This is a genomic window from Candidatus Aenigmatarchaeota archaeon, assembly GCA_016932615.1.
Lineage (GTDB): Archaea > Aenigmatarchaeota > Aenigmatarchaeia > QMZS01 > QMZS01 > JAFGCN01.
Map to the genome: position 1 here is coordinate 1 of JAFGCN010000009.1, position 14,687 is coordinate 14,687.

Annotated in this window: 13 protein-coding genes; 7 read left to right on the top strand and 6 right to left on the bottom strand. The window is 47.0% G+C overall.

The window, feature by feature from the left end:
• The coding region (locus JW727_02040; protein ID MBN2094802.1) for a PGF-pre-PGF domain-containing protein at positions 1-2,056 on the top strand (2,056 nt) is incomplete at its 5' end.
• A 78-nt stretch (positions 2,057-2,134) separates the two neighbouring features.
• On the top strand, positions 2,135-4,588 hold the full coding sequence (locus tag JW727_02045; protein MBN2094803.1) for a chromosome segregation protein SMC: 2,454 nt from the start codon (positions 2,135-2,137) through the stop codon (positions 4,586-4,588).
• A gap of 9 nt (positions 4,589-4,597) precedes the next feature.
• Here the strand turns inward: JW727_02045 and JW727_02050 are convergent, their stop codons facing one another.
• A complete protein-coding gene (locus JW727_02050; GenBank protein MBN2094804.1) occupies positions 4,598-5,458 on the bottom strand; it encodes a TGS domain-containing protein in 861 nt (286 codons plus the stop codon).
• A gap of 45 nt (positions 5,459-5,503) precedes the next feature.
• Between JW727_02050 and JW727_02055 the strand changes: the two genes are divergently transcribed.
• Positions 5,504-5,725, top strand: a complete 222-nt coding sequence (locus tag JW727_02055; GenBank protein ID MBN2094805.1) for a hypothetical protein — start codon at positions 5,504-5,506, stop codon at positions 5,723-5,725.
• 113 nt (positions 5,726-5,838) lie between these two features.
• On the opposite strand, the gene JW727_02060 is transcribed toward JW727_02055, so the two are convergent.
• On the bottom strand, positions 5,839-6,579 hold the full coding sequence (locus JW727_02060; GenBank protein MBN2094806.1) for a hypothetical protein: 741 nt from the start codon (positions 6,577-6,579) through the stop codon (positions 5,839-5,841).
• A gap of 26 nt (positions 6,580-6,605) precedes the next feature.
• Between JW727_02060 and JW727_02065 the strand changes: the two genes are divergently transcribed.
• From JW727_02065 to JW727_02080, 4 genes are all read left to right on the top strand, one after another.
• A complete protein-coding gene (locus tag JW727_02065; protein MBN2094807.1) occupies positions 6,606-7,142 on the top strand; it encodes a hypothetical protein in 537 nt (178 codons plus the stop codon).
• Between the two features lie 99 nt (positions 7,143-7,241).
• Positions 7,242-10,547, top strand: a complete 3,306-nt coding sequence (locus JW727_02070) for a hypothetical protein (GenBank protein ID MBN2094808.1) — start codon at positions 7,242-7,244, stop codon at positions 10,545-10,547.
• Between the two features lie 104 nt (positions 10,548-10,651).
• Positions 10,652-11,587: a manganese-dependent inorganic pyrophosphatase gene (locus JW727_02075; protein MBN2094809.1), complete on the top strand. Its 936-nt coding sequence runs from the start codon at positions 10,652-10,654 to the stop codon at positions 11,585-11,587.
• Positions 11,588-11,618: 31 nt separating this feature from the next.
• Complete coding sequence (locus JW727_02080; protein ID MBN2094810.1) at positions 11,619-12,113, top strand: cysteine hydrolase; 495 nt, start codon at positions 11,619-11,621, stop codon at positions 12,111-12,113.
• A gap of 67 nt (positions 12,114-12,180) precedes the next feature.
• Here JW727_02080 and JW727_02085 read toward each other — a convergent pair whose 3' ends face one another.
• The 4 genes from JW727_02085 to JW727_02100 form a co-directional block, all read right to left on the bottom strand.
• On the bottom strand, positions 12,181-12,774 hold the full coding sequence (locus JW727_02085; GenBank protein ID MBN2094811.1) for a DNA-directed RNA polymerase: 594 nt from the start codon (positions 12,772-12,774) through the stop codon (positions 12,181-12,183).
• A 75-nt stretch (positions 12,775-12,849) separates the two neighbouring features.
• Positions 12,850-13,251: a hypothetical protein gene (locus JW727_02090; protein MBN2094812.1), complete on the bottom strand. Its 402-nt coding sequence runs from the start codon at positions 13,249-13,251 to the stop codon at positions 12,850-12,852.
• On the bottom strand, positions 13,248-14,063 hold the full coding sequence (gene rplJ / locus JW727_02095; protein MBN2094813.1) for a 50S ribosomal protein L10: 816 nt from the start codon (positions 14,061-14,063) through the stop codon (positions 13,248-13,250). The genes JW727_02090 and rplJ overlap by 4 nt, the downstream gene beginning before the upstream one ends.
• A gap of 1 nt (position 14,064) precedes the next feature.
• Positions 14,065-14,682 carry a hypothetical protein gene (locus JW727_02100; protein MBN2094814.1) on the bottom strand — a complete coding sequence of 206 codons (618 nt, stop codon included), beginning with the start codon at positions 14,680-14,682 and terminating at the stop codon, positions 14,065-14,067.
• Between the last annotated feature and the right edge of the window lie 5 nt (positions 14,683-14,687).

Below are 14,687 nucleotides of genomic sequence, written 5' to 3' on the forward strand. Positions count from 1 at the left end.
CCTTACGGACATAAACTGCACACTTAACTACACAGACAGCGAAGGGGACACAGGCACAATATACTTCGAGTGGTTCAAGAACGGAATTTCTTTGGCAACTGGCAATGAAACCGCAGTTTCAAATGGGTCTTTGGCTTCAGATGCCCTGAACTCGACCTACTTTGTCAAAGGGGACAATATCACCTGCCAGGTTTATTCCATAGACGGCTACGAACAGGAATCGGCTTTGGAGAATTCCACAGAGAAAGCAATTCTGAACACCGCCCCGGTTATCAACACTACTCCAGTGAATATAACCGTGAACGCCAATGGCAGTTACTGGGAGTATGATTATGATGCAATAGACCCCGACGTTTCAGATGGAATCGATGTGCTTTCCTGGACAGATAACACAACCCTTTTCGACATAAACTCCTCAACCGGAGTAATTTCAGACAACCCTTCAGAGTTTGAGGCGGGGTATTATGCAGTTTTGATTACTGTTTCGGACGGGGAGGACAACAATACGTATATGCTCAATTATACCATAACGGATATCGGTGCGCCTTCAGTAATAATCAATTCCCCTGCGGTTAACCATTATGGTCTATCTAACATAAGCATTTCCTTAAACATCAGCGACGGATTTGGCGTTGATTCTTGTTGGTATTCTCTGGACGACTGGGCTACAAACACAAGCTTTAACTGCAGCGTTATTTCTTTAAACCTTTCTGAGGGCAACTACACCCTATTGGTTGGAGCAAATGATACTTCGGGGGGAATCAATTCCTCGGAAAGCTTATTATTCTGGATTGACCTGGCTTCTCCAAGCATTTCCTTTTCCTGCAATTCTGACAGGGTTTATCTCAAAGAGACCCTTACCTGCACCTGCTTAGCCACGGACAATATTTCGCCTTCGGAGAATATAACCCTGAGCTATGAGCCAAATCCTTCTACCGACACCTTGGGAGATAAGATTGCGTCCTGTACTGCCACTGATCTTGCAGGGAACACAAACAGCTCTACCTATGCTTATCGCGTCCTGTATAAGGTTACTGGTGGTGGAGGCGGAGGCGGGTCAGTTTCCGGAGCGAACAAGCAGATTGTGTGGCAATCGGCTGACTCCCGTATATTTTTGGAAGTAAACCTGAACAAGTCTATTTCCGGTGCATCTATTATCTTTAATGAGTCCCAAGACCCCCCATATACTTCTTCCCCTGGCGTTGTTTATCAATACTTTTCTGTCAAAAAGGTGAAGTTTGAAAATGAGCAGATCGAAAATGCTACCCTGAGGTTCAGGGTTGAAAACCTGTGGCTGCGAAAAAACAATCTTTCCGGGGTTTACCTTGCACACTACTCTCAGGGCCAATGGGTGCCTCTGGAAACGGTAAAGGCCAATTCTTCACTGGAGTTTACTGAGTATCTGGCTTATCTGGACTCTTTTTCGGATTTTGCAATAGTGGGAGAGAAGCTGCCTTTATGCATAGAGTCAGATAAGCGGTGCGTGCCTGAGGGTATTGAAGTATGTAGAAATAGCTATTGGTTTTTTTTGGAAAAATGCGAAAATGGCTGTGATGCCGAGGCCAAGTCCTGCATAGAGCTTTTTGGAGAGGTAGAGGAAGTCTGCTCTGAAGGCCAGGAGAAATGCCTGGAGGGATGGGTTTATTCTTGCCAGCAAAATGGCTGGTTCGAGTCAATGTACTGCCCGCTTGGGTGCGATGAGGCGGGTATTGGATGCCGCCAGCCGGAAGTTGAAGGTGTTGTAGCAGAAAGAGAATTGCACCCATATGCCTATCTGGGCATCTTGGTCATCCTTATCCTGACTGCAGCGCTTTTCCTGAGATCAAAGCTGGTTTCAAAGGGAACCGCTGCTTTAAAGCCCAAGCATCTGGAGTACCGGGGCGGAGTTGATGTCGAAACATTGGTCAAGAATGAAGAGAATCTTTTTGATGAGGTTGAAGGCGAGATAAAATCCGTTGAAGGGGTTATCCAGGACGTGGAAAGCCAGATTTCAAAGCGGAAATCAAATACCAAGAAAAATCCCCGAGAACTGGAAAACAAGACTAGATATTTGTAGATATATTCCAGAGAATAGTTTTCTGCAGGAGACAGGGTTTGCAAGGATTTCCTAAATAAAAATTTGCTTTAATGAGTTATGGTTTCCTTAAGCAAGCTTACTGTCCATGGCTTCAAATCCTTTAAAAATAAGGTTTCACTTGATATTGGCCCGGGCATTACCTGTATAGCTGGCGCAAACGGCTCAGGAAAAAGCAATATTGTGGACGCTTTTTCATTTGTCCTGGGCAGAAGCTCTGCCAAGTTTATGCGGGCTGACAAGATGGAGGACGTAATATTCAAGAGCGACAGGGGCGCGGCAAGTTTTGCCAAGGTAGAGCTTGAATTTGACAATTCAGACCGGGTTATCAAGCTGGACTCCGATGTTGTCACGATTTTCCGCCAGATTAACTCCGATGGGCAGTCAACGTACCGGCTCAACGGGAAAATCGACACCCGGCAGAGGATTTTGGACCTCCTTAGGGAGGCAAGAATCACTCCCGAAGGGCTCAATATTGTTGCCCAGGGCGACGTTACGCGCGTCATAGAGATGACTCCCGGTGAGAGGAGAAAAGTCATAGATGACCTGGCAGGTTTGGCCGAGTTTGACGAGAAGAAAAAGAAAAGCGAGTCAGAACTTGAAAAAGTCAGCAGCATTCTCACCCAGCAAAGCCTGCTTCTGGCCGAAAAAGAGCGGCTTTTCTCGAACATTTCTGAAGAGAAGCGAAAAGTAGAGACCTATGAGGAGCTTAACGGCAAGGTTAAGCGCATGAAGTTTACGATTTCAAAGAAAAAGCTGGACGATGGTGTGGAGAAGAAAGACCAGATTTCCGGGAAGTGCAGCGAAATCGAGTCAAAGCTTTCCGAAGCTCTCAAGGAAGTCCAGGAGTTTGATGCAAAAATGGAGGAGATAGATAGCAACCTGAAAAATATGGCCAAAAACGTGCTTGGCGGAAGCAAAGAAGTGGCGGTAATCGAAAAGCAGGAGAAGGTCAAAAGCCAGCTTATGACTAAAGAGGCCAGGATAAAAAATAACGAGCGGGAAATCACCCGGCTCCGGCAGTTCATAGAGCGTCTGGATGAAGTGGACAAGCCAAAAGCCGTGAAGTTTTTGCTCGGAAAGCCCGGCGTGCTAGGCACTCCCGACCAGGTTATTGGATGCAGTCCTGAGAACCGCGAGGCGATAGATGCTGCACTGGGGGGCGCCAAGAACAATATAATTGTAGATTCAGTTTCTACTGCAGATTCCCTAATCCGCTATCTTAAGGAGAACAAGATAGGGACTGCCAAATTCCTGCCCCTGGACAAAATACGTGGAAATGTTGTATCCCGCCCCAGAGCAGAAGGGGTTGTGGATGTTGCGATAAACCTTGTCAAGTACGAGCCAAAATACAACAGCGTTGCAGAGTTCCTTTTGGGCTCAACCGTTGTAATGGGCAGTCTTGCAAGCGCAAAGGCGCTTATTAACCAGTACCGGCTTGTCACTCAGGACGGCTCTTTAATCGAAAAAAGCGGGGCTATTCTTGGCGGTTATAAGGACTCGCCAATGGATTCTTCAAGGTACCTGAGGGAGATTTCCGCACTTGAGCAGGAGAATAAAACCCTCTCAGAGGAACTAGAACTGCTCCGGGCGGAGCTTGAAAAAACAACGAAATCAAGAGATGAGGTAAAGGGAGAATACAGCGGGCTGAGCCAGAGGATGGAAGAGGGGGAAGCGGCAAGAAAGGAGCTTAGCGAGAAGAGGCGAAAGGTTTACGAGAGAAAACTGCGCCTTGAAAGCGACCTGTCAAGCGAGAGGGTAAAGCTTGCAAGAATTGAAACAGAGCTTAAGCTGTCTCAGGACGAACTTTCAGGGCTTGAACTTTTTGAGGAGCTTGAGAAGGGAAGCGTAAATGAACTAAAGGATAGAATAAGCCAGTACACGAGGGAGATGAGTGAGCTTGGGCCGCTCAACATGAAGTCAGTTGAGGACTTTGATACCTACAGGATGGAATACGAAAACTTAAAGGAGAAGGTGGAGAAGATTGTCGAGGAAAAGTACGCAATTGAAAAGGTAATCCTTGAGATTGAAACTCACAGGAAAGACGCGTTTATGGCTCTTTTCAATGAAGTTGATGTGCATTTCAGGGAGATTTATACGAAGCTTTCCGAAGGAGAGGGCTACCTGTCTCTTGAAGAGGAGGGAAATGTTTATTCCGGGCTTTTGATAAAGGCAAAGCCGAAAGGAAAGCGGCTCCTTGGCATAGACTCGCTTTCCGGCGGAGAGAAAACTGTTACTGCAATCGCGTTTCTTCTTTCAATACAAAGGTGCAAGCCAAGCTGCTTTTGCCTTCTTGATGAAATCGATGCGGCTCTCGACAAGGAGAATACCCGGAAGATTGTTGATTTGATACAGGAGTTTACCAGCGAGCAGCAATACCTCATAGTCACCCACAATGAAGTCACAATATCGAAGAGCAACCAGGTCTATGGGGTGATTTCCGAAGGAGGGGTTTCAACTGTTGTAGGAATAAAGCTTAACAGAAGAGAAGAGAATCTTACTGAGCATATATAACTCCAGATGCTATTTCGTGTGAATCTCTACAATATCGCCTTCCTTTAGCACGTACTTTAATCCGACCTTCCTGCCGCTGAATTTAGTCTTGTCAAAAATCCTTGCGAAAGCAAAGTTGCTGACAAAGTCTTTATGTATTTCCTTTGCAAAATGCTTTACCGTCGAGCCGCGCTTCAGGACCACGGGCACTTCTTCAACCTTGTTGTTTCTTTTTGTGTATGCGCGGATTAAGTTCAGGCTTTCCCAGAGTTCTGCTTTAAGGTCATCCAGCCCATAGCCAAGCTTTACGGAAATTTTCACCCTGCTTGGGGAACTTGAAGTGTCAAGCTTTGTCGCGGCAAAGAGGGTTTTTGTGCGGATGTTTCTTTTTTTTAGGAATTCCTCAAGCTTTTGCTTTTCTTCCCGGCTGGTGTGGAGCGCAAGTATGAGGTCACAGCTATAGAGGATTGAGAGCTGAGTGCTATCAAAGGTCGATGGGATTTCCACAAGCTGTATGTTTGCGCCGCCCAGGTTCATCATTGCAACCTCCGGCTCAATAGTGGTAAACTCCTTGTCGCTTATTGCAACTTCTTTTCCGGTAAGGGCCTTAAGAAGCGAACTCTTGCCTGAGTTTGTGAAGCCGATTATGCAGACCTGCGCGTCCCCGGTTTTTTCAACTCCCCTCGATTTTCCTCCCTTTTTAGACCCTTGCGAGTCCGAGCGGAGTTTGGCGAGCTTTCTTTTTAGCTGCGCGAGGGCATTTTCAGTTCCCTTGTGCTTAGGCATCTCCCTAATCATCTCCTCAAGGCAGGCGATTTTTTCCTCAGGGCTTGTTGCTTTCAGAAACCTCTCTTCGGCGGCATAGTACTTTGGGCCTGCGTTTATTGGCATGTTATCATAATTGAATCAATATTTGGAAAAATAGCCAATAATTTTATGAAAATCATTAACCGAAGCAAAATTAAGCCCCTGGAGAACGCCTGCGAGGTGTTGCAGGAGATGCACCCTTCAGCCAACCTGAGTATGTCTTATGCAACCATTACAAAAGGATCAAAGCCCCATAAGCACCTGCTGATGGAAGAGGTTTATTATATCGTTAAAGGCAAGGCGAAAATGAAAATTGGCTCTAAGATTTTTGAGATAAAGGCGGAGATATAATTCCAATACCGAAAGGGAAATACCACAATATTGAATCTGTTGATTCTGCAATTGAGCTTGTGGTTGTGACTCACCCAAGGTTTGACCCAAAGGATTTGTTTTACTAGAGAGGATTATTTCTTCTCAAAAAATCTCTGGAGGTACGCTTCAGCCAGGCCCCGCCACTTTCCCCAAAGCCTCCAGCTTTCCTCTTCAAAGTCTTTATTAATCCCGTACCTTTGGCGCATGATTTTCTCGGTCAGGCAGTCGATATAGAATGCGGAATAGTTCCTTTTCTGGAATATCTCATAAAGCTGGACCGAGTAGGGCCCGATGCCTCTGATTGCCTGCAGGTCTTTTTTTCCAAAGTCTTTTGCAAGCGTAGCCAAGAACGGAACTTTGTATCCCAGGCCCATTCCTTCAAGATTACTTTCGGTGAATTTTTTGGGGTCGAAGTTTAGCTTGAGGTAAACCTCCAGCATTTTCCTGCGGTAATTCTTATATGAATTGTTCTGAGATATTATTGCGCCGACAAGCGCCTCAAAGTCAGAAAATGCCGAAAAAATCCGGGTGGTTTCTATCCTATCGATATAGTCCTTGAGCACAGGGTCGTCTCGGCATATCTCGTGAAATTCCTTAAGGTTTTCATCAAGCCCCAGGCAGAACCTTATCCTTTCAAGAAGTCCTTTTTCATTGCTTAGGTCTCTGCTGCTCTCAATTTCAAGGCATTTTTCGTTTTCTCTGAAGCTAAGCTCTGCGGTCTTTCTGTCAAAAAGAACTTTTCTTCGGGGAGTTTCTTCATAGAAGAAATAAAAGAGCCCCGATTTGAAGGTCTTCATGAAGTCAATCCTTTTTGCATTCAGCTTAACTATCATTATATTTGTCAGCGGGTAGATATATTATGGCGGCAAAAGGCGTTGAGCTCCCCACCAATGCAATAATTGTATTGTCTTTGGGACTGATTGTCATGGTCCTGTTTGTGTTTTTCTCTGGCAAAAATGTCTCGAATGTGGATGCTATGCAGGCTAAAAATGCCTTTGAGCAGGGCTGCCAGCAGCTAAAAACATTATATCAGTGCGACTCGACCAAGCTGTCTCAGGTCAAGACCAGTTATACTGTGGATGGACAGCAAAAGAACCTTCTGGAGGTGTGCCACATAGCATTCAGTGACCCTTTTATGTCTGGCATAAAATGCAAGAATGCCTGCCTGGCATGCGGCAAGAAAGTTTATGATGGAAGCCCTTGTGAAGACGATTCTGATTGTCAGTCACCAACGACGCAGGGATGGAGTTGTGATGGGGCTAAGAAGTGCATTCCGGCAAGCGTTTCTGGCAGCCGAGTTTCAGTTCCTGACTGCAGACAATCTGTAAATTGCCCTTCTTCCTGCACAAAGGGATGCAAACTCGATGCTGCGAGAACTGGATGTGAATGCAACTAGGCCTGGTTGCTCGTTGTGTCATATCAACCCAGGTAGCTGTTAGCAGGTAATATCCGAAGCAGCACCAAGCTATATTAATAAGTCATCCTACAATACATTATGAGCTTAAGGCATGTTCTTGCAATTGCCCTTGTAGTATTAATGCCTCTCTGTTTTGCTGGCGATTCTGCAGCCACTCAGGATGCGATTCAGTTTGATATAGCAAATGCCTATTCCGAGCCGCTTACGGGAACCATTAAGGTTTTTCTCCAGGGGCCCATTTCCAAGACCACCATTACTTCTGAATGCCTTGCATTCAACGGGCTTTCTTCAGATACTCTGGTAGTTCCAAAAGGGGGCTATAAGATTCTTGTCCCCCTAGCTGAGCTCACCTTTGCTGAATCGGGAACGTACCAGGTATCATTTGAATACTCCTTTGTTGTCGGATCTGGAACTGAAACACGGAAAATTACTGGAGTGGTGCAGGTTGACCCCGAGTATGTTCAGTCAAAGATTTCAACCTGTGCAAGTCTGGGGGGTACTTGTCGGCTTGGTTGTGCCACCGGTGAGACCCCCCATTCTGAAAAACTTGATTGTAGTTCAATAAATAAGTGCTGCATTCCTTCTGGAGAGGATTCTGGCGATGATGACTTTTTGGACCTAGGCACCCATGTGGGTGAGCAGTTGCCTCTTGACGTGACGAACCCCGAAGAACTGGCGCGGCTTTGGGGAATAAAGGTAATTGTTAAAAACGAGGGTGGCGTTCCAATATCGGGCCACTTGGAGTGGTCAGTAAAGCCAAAGGGGCAGGATGCTTTCCAGGACGTGACCTCCAGGTGCTCTGTAACCAAAAGCGAGGGTGTGGTGGATATTGGTGAGTCTACTCTTGAAGACATTTCGGCAGCTGTTGATATTGCAAAAGGCGATTATGTGCAGCTTGGCTGTGGTTATCCGTTTATCCCAACCCCCCCACATACAGGTCCCCACACAGTCCGTGTCAAGTTTGTTGGCGAGCGTGCTGATGGCGTGAAATTGGAGAGCGAGGCAAAAATAATTGATTACGCTATTGACCGTATGGATGTTTCCTACGGCGAGCGAAAAGACTGCTCTGGGGATTTCCAGGGCACTTGCAGGCCATTTTACTTTGGCTGTAATCTGGCAGAGGAGGTTAGAAAAGAAGGGTACTTCTCAGACTGCAACAGAGTTACGGAGTACTGCTGTGTTTCAAAAGAAAGCTACGTCCCGACAGAGGATGCACGAACCGTCGTTCTTGTTGTAGGCCTGAAGTGGGAGATTTGCACGGACGGAATTGATAATGATGATGATGATGACACTGATTGCGCGGACAGCGACTGCTGGGGGCTTAAAGGCCCTGGGGGGGCAACCTGCTGCTCGAAGCTTGTCCACTGCACGTTTGCTGATGACCCTTGCCGGATTGAGAGTTGCGATAGCCCTGAGGACTTGTATGGTGCTGAGCGGTACAATTTGGTTTCTGATGGGGGTGCTTTCCCCCCGGCACCTGAGCCGACCTACACCTGCCAGGTTGGGCGCCTTGAGCCGTGCGACCCGGGTGAATGTGGCGTTTCCCAGATTTGCTATGGTGAGGTTAGGGTTTGCAAGTCCGCTGATGAAGATGAAGGGGTTTGCATGAGTTGCCATGAGTGCAACCCTCACTGGGACCCAATACATTACAATGGCGGGGCTGGGGACGGGTGCTGTGGGGACGATGCCTTCAATATAGATCCGGATGACGGGCTAATGCATCCCGAAAAAGACAACTGGTGCAATATTGGAAACGGCGCTTGCCTTGAAGGCGTCTGGCACGCTGACCACTGCACCGATGGAATAAGGGACTGCGACGAAACCGGCGTCGATTGCGGTGGAACTGGCTGCAACACCTGCCCGGAGGTATGCACGGATGGAATTGACAATGATGGCAACGGCTTGACTGATTGCCTGGATGCAGTTTGCTGTGGGGCAGATGGGCCTGAAGGGGGACGATGCTGCAATGCGGGTTGCCCCTGTACATTTACTACGGAAGCTTCTTCTTCGGACTGCTACGACCTCTCATGCAGCTCTAATAATGAATGCTCCGGCAGCGCATTCGACAAATGCGAGAAGGGAAAATGCACAGGAGAACTCTTCTGCGATGGCTTGGGTGGATTTTGCAGGAGTGCGGATGAAAGCAAAGCGGTTTGCGAGTGCGAAGGCGGCGTTTGGGATGAAAAGACTCAAGAGTGCTGCGGCGATGACGGGGCCGATGACAACTGGTGCCATACCTATGGCGGCTCCTGCATTGAGGGCGTCTGGCATGACGACCACTGCACCGATGGAATCAAGAACTGCGATGAAACATTGGTTGACCTGAGGGGGGCAAAATGCCCGAAGACCCGGTACGGCCTGCCCGAGAAATTGCTAGTGGTCTTTGCTATTGACTCTTCTGGATCCTTTGAAGATGAGCGGAAGTTACGTGTGGACCAGAGTATAATCCTGCCTCTTATAGCATTGCTAGAGGAGAATGGTGTGGTGGTTGACTATGAAACGAAGCTTCTGATAGAGCTTTGCAACAATGATGGGACCTGCATGATCTGCGAAGAGAATTTTTGGGCTTGCATGGATCATTGCAGTTTTTCCAGCGGGTGCTATGGCCCTGCATATGAGAACTGGGGCATCGGAGTATCTTACTGGTCAGAGAACTACCCGAAAAAAGGGGAGGGCAAGAAGATAATTATTTTCCTGTCCGATGAAGGGCCTTATGCAGGAGGCGATGAACCAGCGACATACACAGGATATGTAAACTGCCGCGCAAATGAGGGTGATTCACCGGAATATTGCTCTTTCCTTTACTATGATGATGATGCTGACAAGGCCTCGGTAGCCCAGGCAGCCAGCATGGCGGTTTCAAAGGGCATAACCGTTTATGGCCTTTGGGGTGACGGCGTTGAGGAGGAAAAGCCGGGGCTAACTGATCTGTTCTATGCTGCGACAAGGCCTACCGGGGGCGATGCATATGCATACATAGATTATGCCCAGATTATAGAGAGTCTGAAGAATATGGGGCCTGAGCTTGCAAGGTGCAACCTTGGCGGCTCCTGCGAGGCAAACGAGTTCTGCTACCTGGCTGACAAGGGCGCAACCACCAGGACTGATGAGGAGATAATGCGGCTTGTTTCCGAGGAGCTTTCCACCTCGCGGCTCCAGGCCGCTCTTGAGGGAACCGTCAACTTTGAGTCACAGGACTTTTGGAACTCTGTGAGGAAAGGATGCCTTCCAAATTCCCTGAAGGAAACTTACGAGGGGATGAGGGAGGGTACTCTCACTGATGAAGAGTTGACTCAAAATGCGGAGAGTAAGGGTATTGTGGGAGACTTTGTTGATGCAGTCGTGCATTTTTTCAGGAATATTTTCTCCTGGCTGGGCTTTTAAGGTTAATCCTGGCTGGGCTGCTTGGGGTAGACGCTCTCTTCAGTTCGATTTGACCTGACCGGGCGGTAGTTTCTGAAATCTATAAAAATCTTTTCAGGTATGTTATGGACGCAGGTGATAAACTTTATGTAATTGGGCACAAGAGCCCGGATACGGATTCAGTTGCCTCAGCAATAGCTTATGCCGCCCTTAAAAAAGCATTGGGCGTAAATGCCATTCCTGCCACGGCAGGCGAGATAAACAATGAGACAGAGTTTATTCTGGAGCAGTTTGGCATTTTAGCCCCGGAAGTCCTTAAAAACGCCTGCGGCAAAAGTCTTATTTTGGTTGACCACAATGAAACAGGGCAGGCGGTAGACGGATTAGGGGAGGCAGATCTCGTTGAGGTTGTTGACCACCACAAAATTGGTGGGCTCCAGACAGGAAAGCCCATTTTTTTCCATAACGAGCCCGTTGGGGCAACAGGAACTATAATTGCCTCTCTTTACGAACAAACTGGAGTTGAAATTCCAAAAGAAATAGCCGGTCTTATGATGTCTGCGATTCTTTCAGACACAGTTCTTTTCAAGTCACCGACCTGCACCCAAAAAGACAGGGACACAGTTGAAAAGCTTTCTAAAATCTGCTTGAAGGATCCGATGGCTTTTGGGCTGGAAATGCTCAAGGCAAAAAGTGACCTTGGAAGCAAATCTGCCAAGGACCTCCTCATGAACGACTTCAAGAAGTTTGATTTCAATGGGGTAAAGGCAGGGGTCGGACAGATAGAGGTGATGGATATAAAAGACCTTGAGCCAAAGCGTGAGGCGCTTCTTGCTGAGATGAACGCTTTGCTATCATCTGAAAACCTGGATATGGTCGTTATGATGCTGACCGATGTCATGACGGAAGCAAGCGACCTTTTGTTTGCCGGAAATGAGCGGGCAAGATTGGGCTTTGAAGAGGCGTTTTGCGGAAAAATCGAGAATAACTCGATCTATCGGGAGAAGGTTTTGTCGAGGAAAAAGCAGGTAATTCCTCCACTTGAAGGGGCTTTCAAGTAGTAAGGCAATAAGAAGCCCTCTTTTGGTAATTATGCCTAGTGCGCTTATTGTAATTGACGTGCAGGAGGCATTTATCAATAACGCGTCGAGACAGTTGCCTCCTAAAATAAAAGACCACCTTGCGGCTCAAAGTTATGATTTTGTGGTTTTTTCAAAGTTCATCAACAGGAAGGATTCAAATTTCGTAAAAAAGCTTGGCTGGGCCAAGTGCACTAAACCTCCCGAAACGGATATTGCTTTTGAGTTGAGAGATTTGGCTGAGAGCCATACTGTTTTTGAAAGGTCAACTTATTCGGTTTTTGGGTCTGAGGGCTTTCTGGAATTTCTTAAAGCCAAAAAGATAGACAAACTCCACTTTTGTGGCCTGTATCTGGAGGCGTGTGTTATGGCTTCAGTATTCGATGCTTTTGACCACGGATTTGATTACGAAATTATGTTTGACTTGTCTGAATGTTTCAATAAGGCCCAACTAGATTCCTGTACCAAAAAGCTTTTTTGGTATAACTTTGGAGCCCGTGCTGATTAATTGATGGACCTGGTTAGAAGTTGACTGATTAAATGAATCTATTGGTTAAAAGGTTGAGGCACTATTCCTATTTCCCTTTCTTCGCGGCTTTTGTTTCCTTTCCTTCGGCTTCGCCCTTTTCTGCCTTCTTTTTGGCCTTTTCCTTGCTTAGCCACTTTAGAAGCCCAAGCCCGTCTGCTCGCATAGTGAGGTTTACCCTCATCCTGTCCTTTGAGATGGAGGCGTTTGCAACACATGCAATGGCCATGTCACCGGCCTGGATTACGAGCTTGTTGTCCTTGCTTGCAATCACATCCTGCTGGGGGTTGTAAGTCATCTTCTCGGCGGTTATCTGTGAGATGTGGGCAAGTGCGTCAATAGGGCCTATTCTCACGAACGGGCCGAATTCCGCAACATCAACAACAGTTCCATAGAGGATCTCTCCAGGAACTGGCTGGAAGAATAGTGCTGTATATTCAACATTGAAGTATATCTCCGGCTTTTCGGGGAGAATATCTCCGCTTTCACCAACCTTTTTTATTTCTGTAACCCCCAAAAATATCCCGTTTTCCTCGCGGGTGTGGGTTGCTTCTAAGCTCTCTTCTATGCTTTCTCTGATATTTTCCTTAATTTTCTGGGCTTCGACGCCCACCTTTTCTTTCACATCTATGAGGTAGAACATGGTTTATATGCGTCTAAATGCGCATAAATATAGTTAGGGAAATAATATATTTTCGATTTTTTTGCCCTTTTTGGTTTACCTTACATAAACTTCGTCGCCGGTATTGCAGTCCCCGGAAATCTTCATCCTGCTTCCTACGGGAGGCGCCACGCTAAGAACCACGAGAATCCGGTCTCCGGGCTTGAGGGTGCCTTCCGGAACTATGGCCTCCAGGGGGGCATTATCGAGATAAACTGATATATGGGAGGCGTTTAGGTTGGTAGAGCCAAGGTTTTTGAGGGTAAGGTTCCTTTCGGAAATTTCCTCAATTACAAGGTTTGAGTTCCTTATGCATGCCAGGTCATCTCCCTGCTCCTCGGCGTTTTCCATTGCCTGCTTTGATGAAGAGTCATAGAATACATAGAACATTGACATCAGGCCGACGCTTATCGTTACCAGCATTATTTCTGCCAGTATGACGGATATTCCCTTATTCATTTTTCAAGCTTTTTAGCTCCAAGGTGGGCAGCTCTTACGAGGTCTTCCATGAGTTCCTTTGAAGGAATTCCAGCCCTTATCCCGATCTGCCTCGCCCCTCTCCAGCCCTTTACGAGAAGAAGCTCGGCATTCTGCTTTGTCGGGTAGCCGATTTTGTAAGTGACTTTTGTAATGTTGCCTGAAGCAGCCAGGACCTGGTTTCTGACAAACTCCGGGTCGATGTCGAATACCTCCCTAGTGTAGAACATGTTTTCGCTGTAGCCCACTTGAGGGGCGATAGACATCTCGATGGGGGTGACTCCAAGCATATTCAGAAGAGAAACAAGCTCAAAGGGGACTTTGTCCCCTTTCTTGCAGACGGTTTTGGGGTCCTTAATTGAGATTTTTCCGTCTTTAATCATAGTCTGTATCTGGAACGTCTTGAAGATGCTTATTGCAGGCCCTGCCTGTGCCGGAGTTGGCCCTGCAGGAAGAGTAATGTCTGCAGGCACTTCTTCGCCGGCCTTTGCTTTTCTGTTGGTTTTAACCTCCTTAAGCGCCTTTGTAACCTCGAAAATCCCTTTGTTTGAATACACAATTGCCGGCTGCTTTGCTTCATCAAGATTCAGGCTTATTCTGGCCTCTTCAATGGCCCTTTGAAGGACTCTCTTTTTGCCCACGACCGTGTAAATCTCCTTTGCCTTGAGAGCATTTCTCAGCTTGTGGAGCTGGCCTGAAGGAAGGTTTGCCAGGTCGAAAAGAATCACGGATTTGTGGCTCTTAAGGAGCTTTGCAATGTTTTCCCTGGACTTTATCTTCTTTGTGGCCACCATACTACATCACCTTCATGGGCTTTCCCATTGTAGTCTTGAGGTAAGCCGACTTGATCTGCCCTTTTTTCGATTCAAGCCGGGATTTTATCTTTTCAATAACGTAATTGTAATTTTCAAGGATTTGCTCTTCCTTGAGGTCAAGCTTTCCTATGGCAAGCTGTGCTGTGGGGCTTTTTGTGATATTGAGCTGGACTGTGTGGTTTAGGCCGTCAATGAAGCCCTTAAGGTCCTTGAGCCCTGGAGGAAGCGGCATCATCTGCTTGTTTCTTGGACCCAAGTATCGCCCAAGCGCTTTTGCTGCAGGAGCCATAAGTGGGGCTTCTATTGCGAAAATATCATGGTCCCGGGCAAGCTTTTTGGCTTCCCTGGGCTTAAGCTCAAACTCATTCTTGGAAAGGACAGTGTGCTTGGTTTTCTTTGCCTCACCATAGAGGGCTTCTACAATAAAGCAGATTTTCATGTCCTTTACCTTGTTAGGGAGCTTTATCGCTTCTCTTATCCTGTTTTCCGGCTTTTTGATATCAAGCCCAACGACACTTACTGCAAGGTCTACCGTTTCAGTAAACCCTCTCTTGCCTTCCTTTAATTTTTTTACGTCCTGCACTGTCAATTCCGCCATTATTT

Excerpts from the sequence above, each read along its gene's own strand:
- JW727_02045 (MBN2094803.1), top strand. The coding sequence starts at position 2,135 with ATGGTTTCCTTAAGCAAGCTTACTGTCCATGGCTTCAAATCCTTTAAA.
- JW727_02085 (MBN2094811.1), bottom strand. The coding sequence starts at position 12,774 with ATGTTCTACCTCATAGATGTGAAAGAAAAGGTGGGCGTCGAAGCCCAG.
- JW727_02060 (MBN2094806.1), bottom strand. The coding sequence starts at position 6,579 with ATGATAGTTAAGCTGAATGCAAAAAGGATTGACTTCATGAAGACCTTC.
- JW727_02070 (MBN2094808.1), top strand. The coding sequence starts at position 7,242 with ATGAGCTTAAGGCATGTTCTTGCAATTGCCCTTGTAGTATTAATGCCT.
- JW727_02075 (MBN2094809.1), top strand. The coding sequence starts at position 10,652 with ATGGACGCAGGTGATAAACTTTATGTAATTGGGCACAAGAGCCCGGAT.
- JW727_02050 (MBN2094804.1), bottom strand. The coding sequence starts at position 5,458 with ATGCCAATAAACGCAGGCCCAAAGTACTATGCCGCCGAAGAGAGGTTT.
- JW727_02100 (MBN2094814.1), bottom strand. The coding sequence starts at position 14,682 with ATGGCGGAATTGACAGTGCAGGACGTAAAAAAATTAAAGGAAGGCAAG.
- JW727_02055 (MBN2094805.1), top strand. The coding sequence starts at position 5,504 with ATGAAAATCATTAACCGAAGCAAAATTAAGCCCCTGGAGAACGCCTGC.
- JW727_02080 (MBN2094810.1), top strand. The coding sequence starts at position 11,619 with ATGCCTAGTGCGCTTATTGTAATTGACGTGCAGGAGGCATTTATCAAT.
- JW727_02065 (MBN2094807.1), top strand. The coding sequence starts at position 6,606 with ATGGCGGCAAAAGGCGTTGAGCTCCCCACCAATGCAATAATTGTATTG.
- rplJ (MBN2094813.1), bottom strand. The coding sequence starts at position 14,063 with ATGGTGGCCACAAAGAAGATAAAGTCCAGGGAAAACATTGCAAAGCTC.
- JW727_02090 (MBN2094812.1), bottom strand. The coding sequence starts at position 13,251 with ATGAATAAGGGAATATCCGTCATACTGGCAGAAATAATGCTGGTAACG.